Origin of the sequence: Arthrobacter sp. Soil763 (assembly GCF_001428365.1) — a bacterium.
Lineage (GTDB): Bacteria > Actinomycetota > Actinomycetes > Actinomycetales > Micrococcaceae > Arthrobacter.
The window spans coordinates 497,406-511,472 of the sequence record NZ_LMSH01000003.1; the positions used below are offsets into that span (position 1 = coordinate 497,406).

Annotated in this window: 17 protein-coding genes; 9 read left to right on the plus strand and 8 right to left on the minus strand. The window is 70.1% G+C overall.

What is annotated here, in order from left to right; genetic code table 11:
• Positions 1-232: 232 nt before the first annotated feature.
• A complete protein-coding gene (locus ASG71_RS11975) occupies positions 233-625 on the plus strand; it encodes a DUF5655 domain-containing protein (RefSeq protein ID WP_056739477.1) in 393 nt (130 codons plus the stop codon).
• 19 nt (positions 626-644) lie between these two features.
• Here ASG71_RS11975 and ASG71_RS11980 read toward each other — a convergent pair whose 3' ends face one another.
• Together ASG71_RS11980 and fabG are read right to left on the minus strand one after the other, a co-directional pair.
• Positions 645-1,064, minus strand: coding sequence for an Hsp20/alpha crystallin family protein (locus tag ASG71_RS11980; protein WP_056739479.1), 420 nt, complete (start codon positions 1,062-1,064; stop codon positions 645-647).
• A gap of 193 nt (positions 1,065-1,257) precedes the next feature.
• A complete protein-coding gene (gene fabG, locus ASG71_RS11985) occupies positions 1,258-1,983 on the minus strand; it encodes a 3-oxoacyl-ACP reductase FabG (protein WP_056739481.1) in 726 nt (241 codons plus the stop codon).
• A 151-nt stretch (positions 1,984-2,134) separates the two neighbouring features.
• Between fabG and ASG71_RS11990 the strand changes: the two genes are divergently transcribed.
• From ASG71_RS11990 to ASG71_RS12005, 4 genes are read left to right on the plus strand one after another with little or no spacing between them, the layout of a single operon-like run.
• Positions 2,135-2,590, plus strand: coding sequence for a DUF3099 domain-containing protein (locus ASG71_RS11990; RefSeq protein WP_056739483.1), 456 nt, complete (start codon positions 2,135-2,137; stop codon positions 2,588-2,590).
• The gene (locus tag ASG71_RS11995) at positions 2,587-2,880 is read left to right on the plus strand and encodes a hypothetical protein (protein ID WP_056739485.1); all 294 of its coding nucleotides are present in this window, start codon (positions 2,587-2,589) and stop codon (positions 2,878-2,880) included. The genes ASG71_RS11990 and ASG71_RS11995 overlap by 4 nt, the downstream gene beginning before the upstream one ends.
• Complete coding sequence (locus tag ASG71_RS12000; protein ID WP_056739487.1) at positions 2,881-3,768, plus strand: SURF1 family protein; 888 nt, start codon at positions 2,881-2,883, stop codon at positions 3,766-3,768.
• Between the two features lie 10 nt (positions 3,769-3,778).
• Entirely contained in the window at positions 3,779-4,246 is a 468-nt protein-coding gene (locus tag ASG71_RS12005; protein WP_056739490.1) for a YbaK/EbsC family protein, read from the plus strand.
• 233 nt (positions 4,247-4,479) lie between these two features.
• On the opposite strand, the gene ASG71_RS12010 is transcribed toward ASG71_RS12005, so the two are convergent.
• Positions 4,480-6,078 (minus strand): ABC-F family ATP-binding cassette domain-containing protein, encoded by a 1,599-nt coding sequence (locus ASG71_RS12010; RefSeq protein WP_056739491.1) that lies wholly within the window; start codon positions 6,076-6,078, stop codon positions 4,480-4,482.
• Positions 6,079-6,554: 476 nt separating this feature from the next.
• On the opposite strand from ASG71_RS12010, the gene ASG71_RS12015 reads away from it, so the two are divergent.
• From ASG71_RS12015 to ASG71_RS12025, 3 genes are read left to right on the plus strand one after another with little or no spacing between them, the layout of a single operon-like run.
• A complete protein-coding gene (locus ASG71_RS12015) occupies positions 6,555-7,223 on the plus strand; it encodes a biotin transporter BioY (RefSeq protein WP_056739999.1) in 669 nt (222 codons plus the stop codon).
• Positions 7,220-7,993, plus strand: a complete 774-nt coding sequence (locus ASG71_RS12020) for an energy-coupling factor ABC transporter ATP-binding protein (protein ID WP_056739493.1) — start codon at positions 7,220-7,222, stop codon at positions 7,991-7,993. Before ASG71_RS12015 ends, ASG71_RS12020 begins: the two co-directional genes overlap by 4 nt.
• A complete protein-coding gene (locus tag ASG71_RS12025) occupies positions 7,990-8,619 on the plus strand; it encodes an energy-coupling factor transporter transmembrane component T family protein (protein WP_056739496.1) in 630 nt (209 codons plus the stop codon). The genes ASG71_RS12020 and ASG71_RS12025 overlap by 4 nt, the downstream gene beginning before the upstream one ends.
• A gap of 111 nt (positions 8,620-8,730) precedes the next feature.
• Here the strand turns inward: ASG71_RS12025 and ASG71_RS12030 are convergent, their stop codons facing one another.
• Complete coding sequence (locus tag ASG71_RS12030) at positions 8,731-9,981, minus strand: thiolase family protein (RefSeq protein ID WP_235564072.1); 1,251 nt, start codon at positions 9,979-9,981, stop codon at positions 8,731-8,733.
• Entirely contained in the window at positions 9,974-11,395 is a 1,422-nt protein-coding gene (locus ASG71_RS12035; protein ID WP_056739498.1) for a class I adenylate-forming enzyme family protein, read from the minus strand. Before ASG71_RS12035 ends, ASG71_RS12030 begins: the two co-directional genes overlap by 8 nt.
• Before the next feature lie 58 nt (positions 11,396-11,453).
• On the opposite strand from ASG71_RS12035, the gene ASG71_RS12040 reads away from it, so the two are divergent.
• Entirely contained in the window at positions 11,454-12,338 is an 885-nt protein-coding gene (locus ASG71_RS12040) for a neutral zinc metallopeptidase (RefSeq protein ID WP_056739500.1), read from the plus strand.
• Positions 12,339-12,478: 140 nt separating this feature from the next.
• On the opposite strand, the gene ASG71_RS12045 is transcribed toward ASG71_RS12040, so the two are convergent.
• The 3 genes from ASG71_RS12045 to ASG71_RS12055 form a co-directional block, all read right to left on the minus strand.
• Positions 12,479-12,811 carry a metal-sulfur cluster assembly factor gene (locus ASG71_RS12045; RefSeq protein ID WP_056739502.1) on the minus strand — a complete coding sequence of 111 codons (333 nt, stop codon included), beginning with the start codon at positions 12,809-12,811 and terminating at the stop codon, positions 12,479-12,481.
• A 13-nt stretch (positions 12,812-12,824) separates the two neighbouring features.
• Positions 12,825-13,622 carry a Fe-S cluster assembly ATPase SufC gene (gene sufC, locus ASG71_RS12050; protein WP_056739504.1) on the minus strand — a complete coding sequence of 266 codons (798 nt, stop codon included), beginning with the start codon at positions 13,620-13,622 and terminating at the stop codon, positions 12,825-12,827.
• 83 nt (positions 13,623-13,705) lie between these two features.
• Positions 13,706-14,065, minus strand: a complete 360-nt coding sequence (locus ASG71_RS12055; RefSeq protein ID WP_056739506.1) for a non-heme iron oxygenase ferredoxin subunit — start codon at positions 14,063-14,065, stop codon at positions 13,706-13,708.
• Positions 14,066-14,067: the final 2 nt, after the last annotated feature.

Consider the following 14,067-nt stretch of genomic DNA (forward strand, 5'->3'; position numbering starts at 1 on the left):
GACGCACCCGGCTAGTTCAGGGCTGGCCTCCGACGGACATGTCCGTCGCGCGCCGCGGCGGGTGGGCATAGCGCGGCATGCCCACCCGCCGCGGCTAGGAATGGACATGTCCGTCACCGGCGTGCGCAAAAGATGGGCATGTCCGTCACCCGGTGGGTCGTTCGCAGTGTTCTAGTGGCAGCTTTGGCAACCGGGCCTGTCCCGGCCCTGGGTGGCGGCGTAGGATCCGGGCATGGCACTGCGAGGTACCGAGTCCACGCCGGAGGAAGTTTTCAGCGGGTCTCCGCGCGGCCTGGCTCTCTTCCGGGCGGTGGAGGGGCTGCTGGTGACGCTAGGCCCGGCGGCCGTATCCGGCCAGGTGCACGTCCGTGCCACCAAGAGCCAGGTCGCTTTCCGGGCCCGGCGCGGCTTCGCCTACGTCTGGTGGCCGGGGCGCTATGTGCGATCCACGGTTCCGGCCGTGCTCTCGATCGCGCTCCACGAGCGCCTCGCCTCACCCCGGTTCAAATCCGTGGTGCAGGTCTCCCCCAGTCTCTGGATGCACCACCTTGAGCTTCATTCCGAGGAGGACCTCGACGCCGAGGTCGCGGACTGGCTGCGGCGGGCCCGGGACGAGGCAGGCTGAGCGCCCGGACCCGGCCGGATCAGCTGCGGTCGATCCGGATCTTTTTCGTCGTCTCGGCCGGGGCCGCGACGGGAGCCGGAGCCCGTACTTCAAGCACGCCGTCCTTGTAGCTGGCGGTGATGTCTTCCTCCCTGGCACCGGCGGGCAACGCGATGCTGCGCACGAACGAGCCGTACCGGAACTCCGAGCGGTAACCTGTCTTGCTCTTGTGTTCGGTCTTCTCCTCGCGTTCGGCCTTGATGTTTAGCATGCCGTTACTGACCGAGACATCGACGTCCTTCTCCGGGTCGATTCCGGGGACCTCCGCCCGCACCACCAGCGTGTTCCCGTCCTGGAACTGTTCGACCTTGATGCTGGACGCCATCGTCAGGTCGCCGTCGAGGAAGCGGCGGACCGGCTCAAGCATGTCCGAGGGCGTCCACTTGCTGAGATCAGTCATGATTTGTCCTCCTGGGTCCACGCCCCCGCCGAGGCATGGTCGGGGGCTGTACCCCCATTACACGCCCGGCCCGCCGCGGCGCCAAGGACCAAAGGCCCCGGCTGGGCGCCGGCGGGAGGCGCGAAAACGGCGGCGGCGCCCGACGGACGCTATGCGCCCTCCGCCACCTGCCGCCGTCGTCGGAACGGCGCCCCTAGTGCCCCATGCCGAGGCCGCCGTCGACCGGGATGACGGCGCCGGAGATGTAGGCGGCTTCGTCGCTGGCGATCCAGCGCACGACGCCGGCAACCTCCGACGCTTCGGCGAACCGGCCCGCCGGCACCTTCGACAGGTAGTCCTTCTGGGTGGCCTCCGGGAGCTCGGCCGTCATGTCCGTGTTGATGAATCCCGGTGCCACGACGTTCGCGGTGATACCGCGGCCGCCGAGTTCGCGGGTGAGCGACCGGGCAATACCGACAAGGCCGGCCTTGGACGCGGAGTAGTTAATCTGGCCGGGCGCCCCGTAGAGTCCGGAGACCGAGGAGATCAGTACCACGCGGCCCTTCCGTGCCCGGATCATGCCCTTCGAGGCGCGCTTGATGACACGGAACGCGCCGGTGAGGTTGGTGTCGATCACGGAGGTGAAGTCGTCCTCGCTCATCCGCAGCAGCAACGTGTCCTTGGTGATGCCGGCGTTCGCGACGAGAACCTCGACGGGGCCGTGCGCCGCCTCCACCTCGGCGAACGCCGCGTCCACCGAGGCCTCGTCCGTGACGTCGGCCTTGACGCCCAGGATCCCCTCCGGCAGCGCCGTTTCGCTGCGGTACGTGACGGCCACCTTGTCCCCGTTGGCGAGAAACGCCTCGGCGATGGCGAGGCCGATGCCCCGGTTGCCGCCGGTGATCAGGACACTGCGGCCGGTCGCGGTTGCTTCAGACATGGAGGACTCCGGTTTCTGCGGCGCACTGGTACCGCGGTGGATGGGCTGGATTTTCCTGCCTCCGATCTTAGCCGCAGGCGCGGCGGGCCTCCTTGCAGGGCGGGCCCTGTTTGGGGCCCTCCGCCGATGGTGAGAGAATTAAAGGAAGCCTATGGAGCGTGATCTGACAGCCGTGACACACAAGACCCGACCCGGCGAGCGGACTCCCGGGGGGAACTCCGGCGACGCCGAGGTCCACAGCATCACTGACGCCGCTGCCGCGCATTCGGAAGAAATGCGCCAGCGCATGATCAAGTACGCCGTGGCCATGGGGATCCGCATGGTCTGCCTGGTGCTCGTGTTCGTGGTGGACGGCTGGTTCAAGGTGCTGCCGGTGATCGGGGCGGTCTTCCTGCCCTGGGTCGCGGTGGTGATCGCCAACGGCAGCGACCACGCCGAAGTGCACAGCGAGTCCCTGATCGACTACGTTCCGCTGGCCGAACTGGAATCCCCGGCAGGCACCCCGGGCACCGGCCCGAAGGAAGGGCTCGCGGAGGATCCCTCCGCGACGCTGCTGCAGGGCGAACTGATTGACGACGACGAGGACCACGGACGGGCTGCTTCATGAATCTTCTTGACCTGGCCGGCTCCCCCGGGGAGCCCGCCGCGGCCATGTGCTCGCGCAAGGCGTGCCGCGCCGACGCCGCCTGGCAGCTGTTGTGGAACAACCCCCGCATCCACACTCCCGAGCGCCGCAAGGTCTGGCTGGCCTGCCCGGAGCACCGCGACTGGCTGGAGGACTACCTGCGGACCCGCGGGCTCTGGAAAGACACGGTCGCCCTCGATCCGGATTCCCCCGACACCGGCCGGGATGCGGCGCGGACGGAAACGGCCGCGGAAAGCGGCGGGGCACGCTGAATGTACCGCTTTCTCTTCTCCAGCAAATGGCTGGGCTACCTGTTGCTGGCCGCAATTTTCGCCACGGCCTGCGTGTTCCTGGGCCGCTGGCAGATGGACCGCCGGGCCGAAACCCTCGCGGAGATCAACCGCGTGGTTTCGAACTACTCGGCCACGCCGATCCCCTTCGCCGACGCCAGGGACCAGTTCGTCCGGCTCGATCCCGAGCGTGAATGGACCCAGGTGGAACTGCGGGGCAGCTACGACGCCGCAGGCCAGCGGATCGTGCGCAACCGTCCCCTGAACGGGCAGCCCGGCTACGAGGTGGTGGTTCCGTTCAAACTGGAGTCCGGTGAGACGGTCGTCATCGACCGCGGCTGGCTGCCCATCGGCAACAAGACCCCCGGCAGCCCGGACTCGGTGCCGGCGCCCCCGGCCGGTAAGGTCACGGTGGTGGCCCGGCTGAAACACACCGAACCTGAGCTGAACCGCGGCGCCCCGGACGGCCAGCTGGCGTCCATCGACCTGGCCGCCTACTCGGCCCAGCTCGGGTACCCGCTGCTCACCGGCGCCTACGGCCAGCTGGCCTCCGAGACGCCGCCGGCGGCGGACATGCCCATCGGGTTCCCCAAGCCGTCCACCGAGGAAGGCACGCACCTGTCCTACTCGCTGCAGTGGTTCGCCTTCGGTGTGCTGATGTTTGTCGGCTTCGGCTACGCCGCGCGCCAGCAGGCGCGCAACGCCGCCATCGACGCCGAGGACGAGGCGGCCGCCGCGGACGGCGGAACCGGGCCGTACCTGCACGACGGCAGCAACGCCGCGCCCCGCCGTCGTCCGCTGCCCCGCCAGGGCAGGAAGGCGACGGCCGAGGAAGAGGAAGACGCCATCCTCGACGCCCAAGGTTTTTAGGGAGGACAGCATGCACCCCGACGCTGTAACGAATGTCCGCCGCGCCCTGGACGCCGCCGGCGCGGAGGACACCGTGGCCGTCTTCGACACGGCCGTGCCGACCGCGGCGGCGGCAGCGGCCGCGCTGGGTTGCGACGTCGCGGCGATCACGAACAGCCTGGTGTTCGACCTCGACGGCGCTCCCCTGCTGATCCTCGCCAGCGGCGCCGCGAAGGTGGACGTCCGCAAGGTGGCGCTGACCCTGGGGTCCGGGAAAATCCGCCGCGCCGATCCCGAATTCGTGCTGCTGCACACCGGCCAGCGCGTTGGCGGCGTCGCCCCGGTCGGCCACCGCAACAAAATCAGGACGCTGCTGGACGAATCCCTGGCCGCCCACCCCGTCCTCTGGGCCGGCGCCGGGGACCACAACTCCATGTTCTCCATCACCTATAAAGAGCTCCGCAGGATCACCAACGCGGAAGCAATGCCCGTCCGCTAAAAACCGCACAGACGGGGCGGTAATGAAGGCGCAAGCGTAACGGTGACATGCGTGAGAACGCCGAACGCGGAGTCCATAAGCGCAGCGGCGACGTCCATGAAAGCGCCGAGCGCGGATGATTTGCGTAGCGTGCGTCTAAGCGAGGCACGAGCGAGCACGCGGCAAATCATTCGCGTGAGGCGCGAAGGTGAGCAGGGCTCACCAGAAGCCGGACGGCGACCGAGGCCGGGCGCCTACGCCAGCGTGATCAGGTCCAGGTAGTCGTCGTTCCAGAGATCCTCGACGCCGTCGGGCAGCAGGACGACCCGTTCCGGGTTGAGCGCCTCGACGGCGCCTTCGTCGTGGCTGACCAGCACGACGGCGCCGGTGTAGTTGCGCAGCGCGCCCAGGATCTCAGAGCGGCTGGCCGGGTCCAGGTTGTTGGTGGGTTCGTCGAGCAGCAGCACGTTGGCGCTGGAGGCGACGATCGTTGCCAGGGCCAGCCGGGTCTTCTCGCCGCCGGAGAGCACGCCGGCGGGCTTGTCGACGTCGTCGCCGGAGAACAGGAACGAGCCCAGGATGCCGCGGACCTCGGCGTCGTTCATGTCCGGGGCCGCCGAGCGCATGTTCTGCAGTACGGTGCGGTCCACGTCGAGGGTCTCGTGCTCCTGCGCGTAGTAGCCCACCTTCAGCCCGTGCCCGGGGATGACCTCGCCGGTATCGGGCTTGTCCACTCCGGCGAGCATCCGCAGCAGCGTAGTCTTGCCGGCGCCGTTGAGGCCCAGGATGACCACCTTGGAGCCACGGTCGATCGCGAGGTCGACGTCGGTGAAGATCTCCAGGGAGCCGTAGGACTTGCTCAGCCCGTCCGCGGTCAGCGGGGTCTTGCCGCACGGGGACGGATCCGGGAAGCGCAGGGCCGCCACGCGGTCGGTTTCGCGGACCGCCTCGAGGCCGCCGAGCAGGCGTTCGGCGCGCTTGGCCATGTTCTGCGCGGCCACGGCCTTGGTGGCCTTGGCGCGCATCTTGTTGGCCTGGTCCATGAGGACCTGGGCCTTCTTCTCGGCGTTGGCGCGTTCGCGCTTGCGGGCGCGCTCGTCCGTCTCGCGCTGGACCTGGTAGCGCTTCCAGTCCATGTTGTAGATGTCGATGTGGGCGCGGTTGGCGTCCAGCAGGAAGACCTTGTTCACCGTTGCCTCGAGCAGCTCGGTGTCGTGGCTGATGACGATCAGGCCGCCCTGGTGGTTCTTCAGGAAGTCCCGGAGCCAGGCGATCGAGTCGGCGTCGAGGTGGTTGGTCGGCTCATCGAGGAGCATGGTCTCGGCGTCGGAGTACAGGATGCGGGCCAGCTCCACGCGGCGGCGCTGGCCGCCGGAGAGGGTCTTCAGCGGCTGGTTCAGCAGCCGGTCCGGCAGGGCCAGGTTGGAGCAGATCGCCGCGGCCTCGGCCTCGGCGGCGTAACCGCCGGCGGCGAGGAACTCGGACTCCAGCCGGTCGTAGCGGTTCATGGCCTTGCGCTGGACGGCGGCATCTTCGCTGGCCATCTCCTCGTGGGCGGCGCGGAGCTTGCCGACGGCGATGTCCAGGCCGCGGGCGGAGAGGATGCGGTCGCGGGCCAGCTGCTCCATGTCCGGGGTGCGGGGATCCTGGGGCAGGTAGCCGATCTCGCCGCTGCGGGTGACCTTGCCGGCCGCGGGCAGGCCTTCGCCGGCGAGCACACGGGTCAGGGTGGTCTTGCCTGCACCGTTACGGCCGACCAGGCCGATCTTGTCCCCCTTGTCGATCCGGAAACTCACCTGGTCCATAAGCAGACGGGCGCCGGCGCGCAGTTCGAGATCCTGGACGGTAATCAATGCAGCTAAGGCCTTTCACAACAGGGAACGCCGCGGCACAACGGATGGAGTCTGAACGGGGCCGGGGCAGAATGGCCGGAACAACGGCCTTAACCAGTCTACCGGCCGAGTCCGCGCCGGGTGACATCCGCCTGGCACGGCGGCCGACGGCGGGCGCCGGCCGCGGCCGTCCGTCCCCTGGGCCGCGGTCCCCCGGCGCTACGGCTTGGCCCGTCCCGGCGCAGTGGCACGGCCCGTCCCGGCCCTTTGGAGTGGTTGTCCAGAGCGGGGGCTCCGGTTTAGTGGGAGGCCTACAAAATGGGGCCGCCACCGCGGCCGTATCGTCGGAAGAAAGGCCCCCTTACCGCCCGCACGAAGGACACACCATGAACTACACCAGCCAGCCGGGAGGCGGCGCCTCCCCTGCGCAGACGCCCGGTCCCGCCGCCCCTGCCGCCGCCGGGCCCGACGCGCCCGCGGCCACCCAGTCCGCAGCCATGCCGACCGCCGCACAGGCTGCTACTCCGGGAACCGGCGCACCATCCGCTGCCACGGCTGCCCGGCCGCGCCGGTGGGACGCGACCGATCTGGGGCTGATCGCCGTCTTCGCCGCCCTGATCGCCGTGTCGGCGCTGATCGCGGCCATCCCCGTGGGCGGCCTCGGCGTCCCGATCACCCTGCAGACCCTCGCGGTCATGCTTACCGGACTCGCCCTGGGCCCCGGGCGCGCCTTCGCCGCCGTCGGGCTGTACCTGCTCCTGGGCTTCGCCGGGCTGCCGATCTTCAGCGGCGGCCGGAGCGGCCTCGGTGTCCTGGCCGGGCCCTCCGCCGGCTACATTTTCGGCTTCCTGCTGACTGCCACCGCGCTGGGTGCGCTGACCGTCGTCGTGCTCCGCCGCACCCGTGCCGGCTCCGGGAAGGTGCGCGCCGTGCTGCTCTTCTGCGCGGCGATGGTGAGCAGCATCATCTTCGTCCACGGCCTGGGCATCCTCGGCATGGCGGTGAACGCCAAGCTCAGCTTCAGCGCGGCGTTCCTTGCCGACCTCGCCTTCTACCCCGGCGATGTGCTAAAGAACATCCTGGCAGTGACCATAGCGCTGGCGCTGCACAAGGCGTTCCCGGACCTGCTGCTGCGGCGGATCCGGCGCGCGGACGGCGCCGCGTGAGCATTGTCATCGACCGCGCGGCCGTCCGGGTCGCCGTCGACGGCCGGGCGGAGCCGAAGACGCTCCTGGACGAGGTCTCGCTGACGCTGTCCGAGCGCCGCATCGGCGTGATCGGCGCCAACGGCTCCGGCAAATCCACCCTCCTGCGGCTGCTGAACGGCCTCGTCGCGCCGAGCTCGGGCTCTGTCACGGTGTACGGCGCCGACACGGTCCGCGGGGTGCGGTCGGTGCGGCGCCGGGTGGGCTTCGTCTTCACCGATCCGCTCTCGCAGCTCGTGATGCCGACCGGCCGGGAGGACGTGGAGCTGTCGCTGCGCCGCTCGGTGCGGGACGGGCGTGAGCGGCGCGCCCGGGCGGAGGCGGTGCTGGCACGGTTCGGGCTGCTGGCGCTCGCGGACCAGAGCATCTATGAGCTTTCCGGGGGCGAACGGCAGTTGATGGCTCTCGCCGCCGTGCTGGCCGTCGACCCGGACATCCTGGTCCTCGATGAGCCGTCCACCCTGCTGGACCTGCGGAACCGGGAACTGCTCCGCCGGACCCTGGCCGGCCTCGAGCAGCAGGTCATCCTCTCGACCCACGACCTGGACCTCGCCCTCGACCTGGACCGCGTGCTGGTGGTCGACGCCGGCAGGATTGTGTTCGACGGCGGCCCGGCGGAGGCGGTGGGGTTCTACCGTGCCCTGTGCACGGCGGACCCCGGGGACTCTCCCGGAGCAGCGGCGCCGGGGCCGGCAGCGTCCGGTGCTGGTTTGCCGGAGGCGGGCCCGTGAGAGGCCATGGCTTCCTCTCTGCCCAGTACGTCCCCGGCGCGTCGCCGCTGCACCGGTCCCCCTTGTGGCTGAAGTTCCTGCTGGTGCTGGTCTGCGGCATGGCGTCCTTCCTGGTCGCCGACTGGGCCGTCGCCGCCGTGGTCCTCGCGCTCCTCTGTGCCGTCTTTCTGGGTACGGGCGCCGGCGGCCGCCGGCTGTTCCGGGCGGTCCGGCCGGTCCTTCCGGTGCTGGCCATGGTCGGGCTGTTCCAGTGGTGGCAGCTTGGTGGTCCGACGGCGGCCCGGATCGTGCTGAATATCCTGGTCTGTGTCGTGGCCGCGTCGATTTTGACAGTTTCGACTCCGGTCCAGGCGCTGCTGGACGGCGTCGCCTCACTGGCCCGGCCATTCCGCCGGCTGGGCGCCGATCCGGAGCGCTTCGCCCTGACGATTGCCGTCATGCTGCGCAGCATTCCGTTTATCGCCGGGGCCTACGCGGACGTGCGGGACTCCGCCCGGGCCCGCGGCCTGGACCGGAATCCCCGGGCCCTGGTGCTGCCGGTATTCATCACGACGGTGGCCTTCGCCCGGCAGACCGGCGAAGCCCTGGCCGCCCGCGGGCTCGGCGAGACCGGCCCGGAAGACTGAGCCTCAACGCCACGGGACATGCCCGTCGTCGGGGCCGACCACTGGGCATACCGGATTATGCCCACTCACCGTCCCGAAGAATGAGCATGTCCGTCGGGATGGAAGGGCCGGCTAGGACAGCGTGCAGTACTCGAACAGCGCCGCGGTCCCCATCCCGCCGGCAATGCTGATCATCGCCAGTCCCAGCAGGCCGTCCACGCGTTGCCGGCGGGCCTGGGCCAGGAGCCGGGTCACGAGCACCGCACCGGAGGCGCCGTAGGCGTGGCCGAGGGCGAGGGCTCCGCCGTCGAGGTTGACGCGCTCCGGGTCGATGCCGAGCTGGTCAAGGCACGCCAGGGTCTGGGAGGCGAACGCCTCGTTGAACTCAATCAGGCCGAGCTCCGAGGCCGAGATTCCGGTATCCGCCAACAGGCGCTCCGCGGCGGCCGCCGCCCCCATCCCCAGCAGGGCCGGGTCCACGCCCGCGGTCCGCGTCGCCCGCACCAGCAGCCCGTCCCGGGCCCCCAGGGCGCGGGCCTGCGCCACGGAGGTGACGAGGACGGCGGCTGCCGCGTCCGCGTCGAAGCAGGAGTTGCCGGCCGTCACGGTGCCGCCGGCGACGAAGGCGGCCGGAAACCGCGCGAGCGTGGCGGCAGTGAGGGACCGGCGCGGCCCGTCATCCGCGGCCGCGGTGCCGCCCGCGACAGGCACGGCGGTGATTTCGCCGTCGAACGCTCCGGCGGCCGCGGCGGCGAGGGCACGCCGGTGGCTGCGCAGGGCGAAGTCATCCTGCCGTTGCCGGCTGATACCGAAGCGGGCAGCGACGTTCTCGGCCGCCACGCCCATGTCCGGGTCCCCGAAACTGTCGGGGGCGAACCGGGGGCGGCTGAAGAACTGGGGGCCGTCGGCGCCGGGGAACGCCCGCAGCGGGGCCGTGCTGATGCTTTCCACCCCGCCGGCGAGGTAGACGGCGCCGTCGCCGCCAAGAGAGCTGCCGCCGAAGGAGCCACCGGACGCGACCATCCGGGACGCCAGGACAATCGCATCGAGCCCTGAGCCGCACTGCCGGTCCACGGTCAGTCCCGGGACGGCCGCCGGCAGCCCCGCCTCCAGCGCCGAGAGCCGGGCAACGTTGCCGCCGCCGCCCACGGCGTTGCCAGCCACGACGTCGGCGACCGACCCGGGCGCGGCTCCGGAGTCGGCGAGCAGGCTGCGCAGGACCGGGGCCAGCAGCTCCTGGGCCGGCACAGCTTTCAGGGCTCCCCGGGCACGGCAGACCGGGGTCCGGCGGGCGGCGATGATGACGGGCTGCCGGTCATCCGGGAGCGCCGCGGGCCCGGCGGCTGCCGCGCGGGTCCGCACGCGGGTCCGGTTGTCAGCCAAGGCGCCGAAGGCGTGGATCGTTGCCGGCGATCCACGCGAGCAGGAGCGGACGGCTGGGCTTGCCGCGGTCGGTCAGGGGAAGTTCGGACACCACGTAGTAGTCCAGGGGGCGTTTGCTGCGCGGCAGGATGTCCTCCAGACCCGCCCGGAGCTGGGTCGCGGTCAGGCCGCCGTGCGAGGCCAGCACGGCGGCTACGACCCGCTGGCCGCGCAGGCCGTCCGGCGCACCGGCCGCCACGGCCGCCGCGACGCCCGGGACCGAGGCGAGGGCGAGTTCAATCTCGTGGGGGTACACGTTGGTACCGGAGGTGTTGATCATGTCCGAGCGGCGGCCGAGCAGGTGCAGGATGCCGTCGGCCAGGTACCCCTGGTCCCCCACCGTGTACCAGCCGTCGAAGCACCGCAGCGCCTCCCCGTCGTCGCCCCACAGGTACCCGTCACTGACCATGCCGCTGCGGACGCTGACGTTGCCGACCTCGCTGTCCGGGAGCGGCCTCCCCGCGCCGTCGAGGATCCTGATGTCCACGCCGGGAAACGCCCGGCCGATGCCGGTTCCCTCAGGGCCTGCGTTCGACGCCGGGGCTCCGGCCGGGGCGAGACCGGCGCCGGCGACGAAGCTGAGTTCGGCGGCGCCGTAGTACTCGAAGATGGTGGCGCTGGGCGCCCAGCGGCGGGCGGCCTCCAGCGTCCGGGCGTCCAGCTTTGACCCGGCGCAGATGATGCTTCGGAGGCCGGAGGCGTCCACGCCGCCGGCCAGGCCGCGCTCGCTGAGCAGGCGGAGCATTGTCGGTACCAGCACCAGGCGGGTGATGCCGTCGTGGGCGATGGCGGTATGCGCATCGCCGACGTCGAAGCGCTCCAGGGCATGGAACTCGGAGCCGGCGTACAGACACTCCGCAAGAGCGTAGAGGTTGAGGCTGGCGGCAAGCGGTCCCGGGGCCAGCGTCCGGTCCCGGGCGGTCAGGCCGAAGAACTCGATCGAGGAATCGAAGGAGACCTGCCACGAACGCCGCGACCGGCTGAAGGCCTTCGGCAGGGCCGTGGTCCCGGAGGTCAGCCCCACCAGGAACGGCGTATCCGGCGGCCCGTCCGTGAGCCCCGCGCTGGCGCCGAGGTCCCCCATCCCGCCGGGCGGCGCCGCCAAGATCCTGGACCGCAGCCCCTCGAGGAGCTCCGGCGGCCAGGTCGGGTCGAGGACGGCACAGCGGCGCCGGCCCGCCACAGCCGCCGCGAACGACACCACAAAATCCAGGGAATTCGGCTCCGCCAGCACGGTGACGGCCGGCGACGCCGGGACCCGGGCCGCCGCCGCGTCCCGCAGCCCGGCCCAGTCCAGCCGCTTTCCGGCCACGGCGACGGCCGTCCCGTCGGGACGGTCGTCGGCCCAGCGCTGGAGTCGGTCGAGGAAAGGCATCGGATCAACTTTACCGGCCGGACTCTCCGCCGCGGGTGGCAGGGGATATTGTTTCAGCATGAGTTTCAATGACAACGTCCAGCTGGACCCTTCCCAGGTCCAAAGCCGCGGCGGCATGGGCCGCGGCACCAAAATCGGCGGCGGGATCGGCGGCGGCATCGTGCTGCTCCTGGCCGCCCTGTTCGGTATCAACCCGCAACTGCTCGAGGGCCTGGCCGGCACCACCGGCGACCAGTCCCAGACCCAGAGCACCGCCCCGGCGTGCAAGACCGGCGCCGACGCTGATGCCAACCTTGAGTGCCGGATCGTGGGCACGGTCAACAGCCTGAACGCGTTCTGGCCGGAATACCTGGCCCAGTACAACCGCAAGTACCCGCAGCCGGACACCGTGCTGTTCCGCGGTGCCACCAACACCGGTTGCGGCAGCGCCACGTCCGAGGTGGGCCCGTTCTACTGCCCCGCCGACCAGACGGCGTATTTCGACCCCGGCTTCTTCCAGGAACTCGTGGACCGGTTCGGCTCCTCCGGCGGCCCGCTGGCCCAGGAGTATGTGGTGGCGCACGAGTTCGGCCACCACATCCAGAACGTGCTGGGCACGATCGACCGTGCCCAGCAGGACCCGAAGGGACCGGAGTCAGGCGCGGTGCGCGTGGAACTGCAGGCGGACTGCTACGCCGGCCTGTGGGTCAGGTACGCCACCACCACCAAGGACCCGAAGAGCGGCCAGCCGTTCCTGGAGCCGCTGAAGACCCAGGACCTGCAGGACGCCCTGTCCGCGGCCTCGTCGGTCGGCGACGACCGGATCCAGAAGGCCGCCACCGGCCGAGTGTCGCCGGAGTCCTGGACCCACGGTTCCAGCGCCCAGCGGCAGAAGTGGTTCTACCAGGGCTACAAGACCGGCGACATCAACCAGTGCGACACCTTTAAAGTCGCAACCCCGTAGCCGGGCGGCTGCTGCGTCACCGCCCTTATGACGGGCTGAATGGCGGTGACGGCGCACCCGATGCCGGCACGGCGCAAAAGACGGCGGCGGGCCCACCTCACGAGGTGGGCCCGCCGCCGTCTGTGCGTCCGGGGAGGAACTCAGATGTTGAAGCCGAGGGCGCGCATCTGGTCGCGGCCGTCCTCGGTGATCCGCTCCGGACCCCATGGCGGCATCCAGACCCAGTTAAGGCGCCAGTCGTCGACGATGCCGTCCAGGGCCTTGCCCACCTGCTCTTCGATCACGTCGGTAAGCGGGCACGCGGCGGTGGTCAGCGTCATGTCGATCAGCAGGGCGCCGTCGTCATCGGAGTACTTGAGGCCGTAGAGCAGGCCCAGGTCAACGATGTTCACGCCCAGTTCAGGGTCGATCACATCCTTGAGCGCCTCTTCGACGTCCTCGAGGCCCGTGCGGGCCGTGTTGGTTTCGGTCATGGCGTAGTCCTAACTAGGCCTGTGCCGCGGCGTCTGCTGCGGCGATGGTGGCGGTTCCGGCGCCCTGGACGTAGCGGTCGTAGCCCTCTTCTTCCAGGCGGTCGGCCAGCTCGGGGCCGCCTTCTTCGACGACCTTGCCGTCGACGAAGACGTGCACGAATTCCGGCTTGATGTAGCGCAGGATCCGGGTGTAGTGGGTGATCAGCAGGGTGCCCATGTTGCCTTCGGCGTGGGCGCGGTTGACGCCCTCGGAGACGACCTTCAGGGCGTCAACGTCCAGGCCGGAGTCGGTCTCGTCGAGGATGGCGAACTTGGGCTTGAAGAGCTCGAGCTGGAGGATCTCCACGCGCTTCTTCTCACCGCCGGAGAAGCCTTCGTTGACGTTGCGCTGGGTGAAGTCGGCGTCGATCCGCAGCTTCGCCATGGCTTCCTTGACGTCCTTGGTCCAGGTACGCAGCTTGGGCGCTTCGCCGTCGATCGCGGTCTTGGCGGTGCGCAGGAAGTTGGTCATGCTCACGCCGGGGACCTCGACCGGGTACTGCATGGCCAGGAACAGGCCGGCACGGGCGCGCTCGTCGACGCTCATCGCCAGGACGTCCTCGCCGTCGAGCGTGATGGTGCCGCCGGTGACGTTGTAGCGGGGGTGGCCGGCGATCGTGGAGGCCAGGGTGGACTTGCCGGAACCGTTCGGGCCCATGATGGCGTGGGTTTGGCCGGTCTTGATGGTCAGGCTGACGCCCTTCAGGATTTCCTTGGTGCCCTGCTCGGTGTCAATGCTGACGTGCAGGTCCTTGATCTCAAGAGTAGACATATGTCTCGTTCTCCTCTGCACCGCCGGCTCGGCGGCGGTGCGGTTTTCTGGTCGTTAAAGTTTTGTGGAGCTGGGTGGCCGGGTCAGCCGGCGTTCGGAGCCTCGGCCCCGTTCAGGACCGTGCTGACGTCTACATAGACGCCGCCGTCCTGGACGGTGACCGCGAAGACGGGCACGGGATCGTAGGCGGGAAGCTGCAGGGGCTGGCCGCTGCGCAGGTCGAACTGGGAGCCGTGGCCCCAGCATTCGATCGTGCAGCCTTCCACCTCGCCCTCGGAGAGCGAGATGTCCGCGTGCGAGCAGGTGTCACCAATCGCGTGGATCTCCCCCATCGAATCCTTCACGACCGCTACGGGGTAGTCGTCGATCAGGATGCGCAGGGCCTGCTTCACCTGGATTTCCGCGGCGTTGCACACCAGCTCGCCCTTTGGCTGTTCCGTCATCC

What these genes read in the sequence shown, in the direction of transcription:
- ASG71_RS11980 (WP_056739479.1), bottom strand. Translation starts at nt 1,064, where the DNA reads ATGACTGATCTCAGCAAGTGGACGCCCTCGGACATGCTTGAGCCGGTC.
- ASG71_RS11995 (WP_056739485.1), top strand. Translation starts at nt 2,587, where the DNA reads ATGAATCTTCTTGACCTGGCCGGCTCCCCCGGGGAGCCCGCCGCGGCC.
- ASG71_RS12000 (WP_056739487.1), top strand. Translation starts at nt 2,881, where the DNA reads ATGTACCGCTTTCTCTTCTCCAGCAAATGGCTGGGCTACCTGTTGCTG.
- ASG71_RS11990 (WP_056739483.1), top strand. Translation starts at nt 2,135, where the DNA reads ATGGAGCGTGATCTGACAGCCGTGACACACAAGACCCGACCCGGCGAG.
- ASG71_RS11975 (WP_056739477.1), top strand. Translation starts at nt 233, where the DNA reads ATGGCACTGCGAGGTACCGAGTCCACGCCGGAGGAAGTTTTCAGCGGG.
- ASG71_RS12040 (WP_056739500.1), top strand. Translation starts at nt 11,454, where the DNA reads ATGAGTTTCAATGACAACGTCCAGCTGGACCCTTCCCAGGTCCAAAGC.
- ASG71_RS12015 (WP_056739999.1), top strand. Translation starts at nt 6,555, where the DNA reads ATGCCGACCGCCGCACAGGCTGCTACTCCGGGAACCGGCGCACCATCC.
- fabG (WP_056739481.1), bottom strand. Translation starts at nt 1,983, where the DNA reads ATGTCTGAAGCAACCGCGACCGGCCGCAGTGTCCTGATCACCGGCGGC.
- ASG71_RS12045 (WP_056739502.1), bottom strand. Translation starts at nt 12,811, where the DNA reads ATGACCGAAACCAACACGGCCCGCACGGGCCTCGAGGACGTCGAAGAG.
- sufC (WP_056739504.1), bottom strand. Translation starts at nt 13,622, where the DNA reads ATGTCTACTCTTGAGATCAAGGACCTGCACGTCAGCATTGACACCGAG.
- ASG71_RS12035 (WP_056739498.1), bottom strand. Translation starts at nt 11,395, where the DNA reads ATGCCTTTCCTCGACCGACTCCAGCGCTGGGCCGACGACCGTCCCGAC.
- ASG71_RS12055 (WP_056739506.1), bottom strand. Translation starts at nt 14,065, where the DNA reads ATGACGGAACAGCCAAAGGGCGAGCTGGTGTGCAACGCCGCGGAAATC.
- ASG71_RS12005 (WP_056739490.1), top strand. Translation starts at nt 3,779, where the DNA reads ATGCACCCCGACGCTGTAACGAATGTCCGCCGCGCCCTGGACGCCGCC.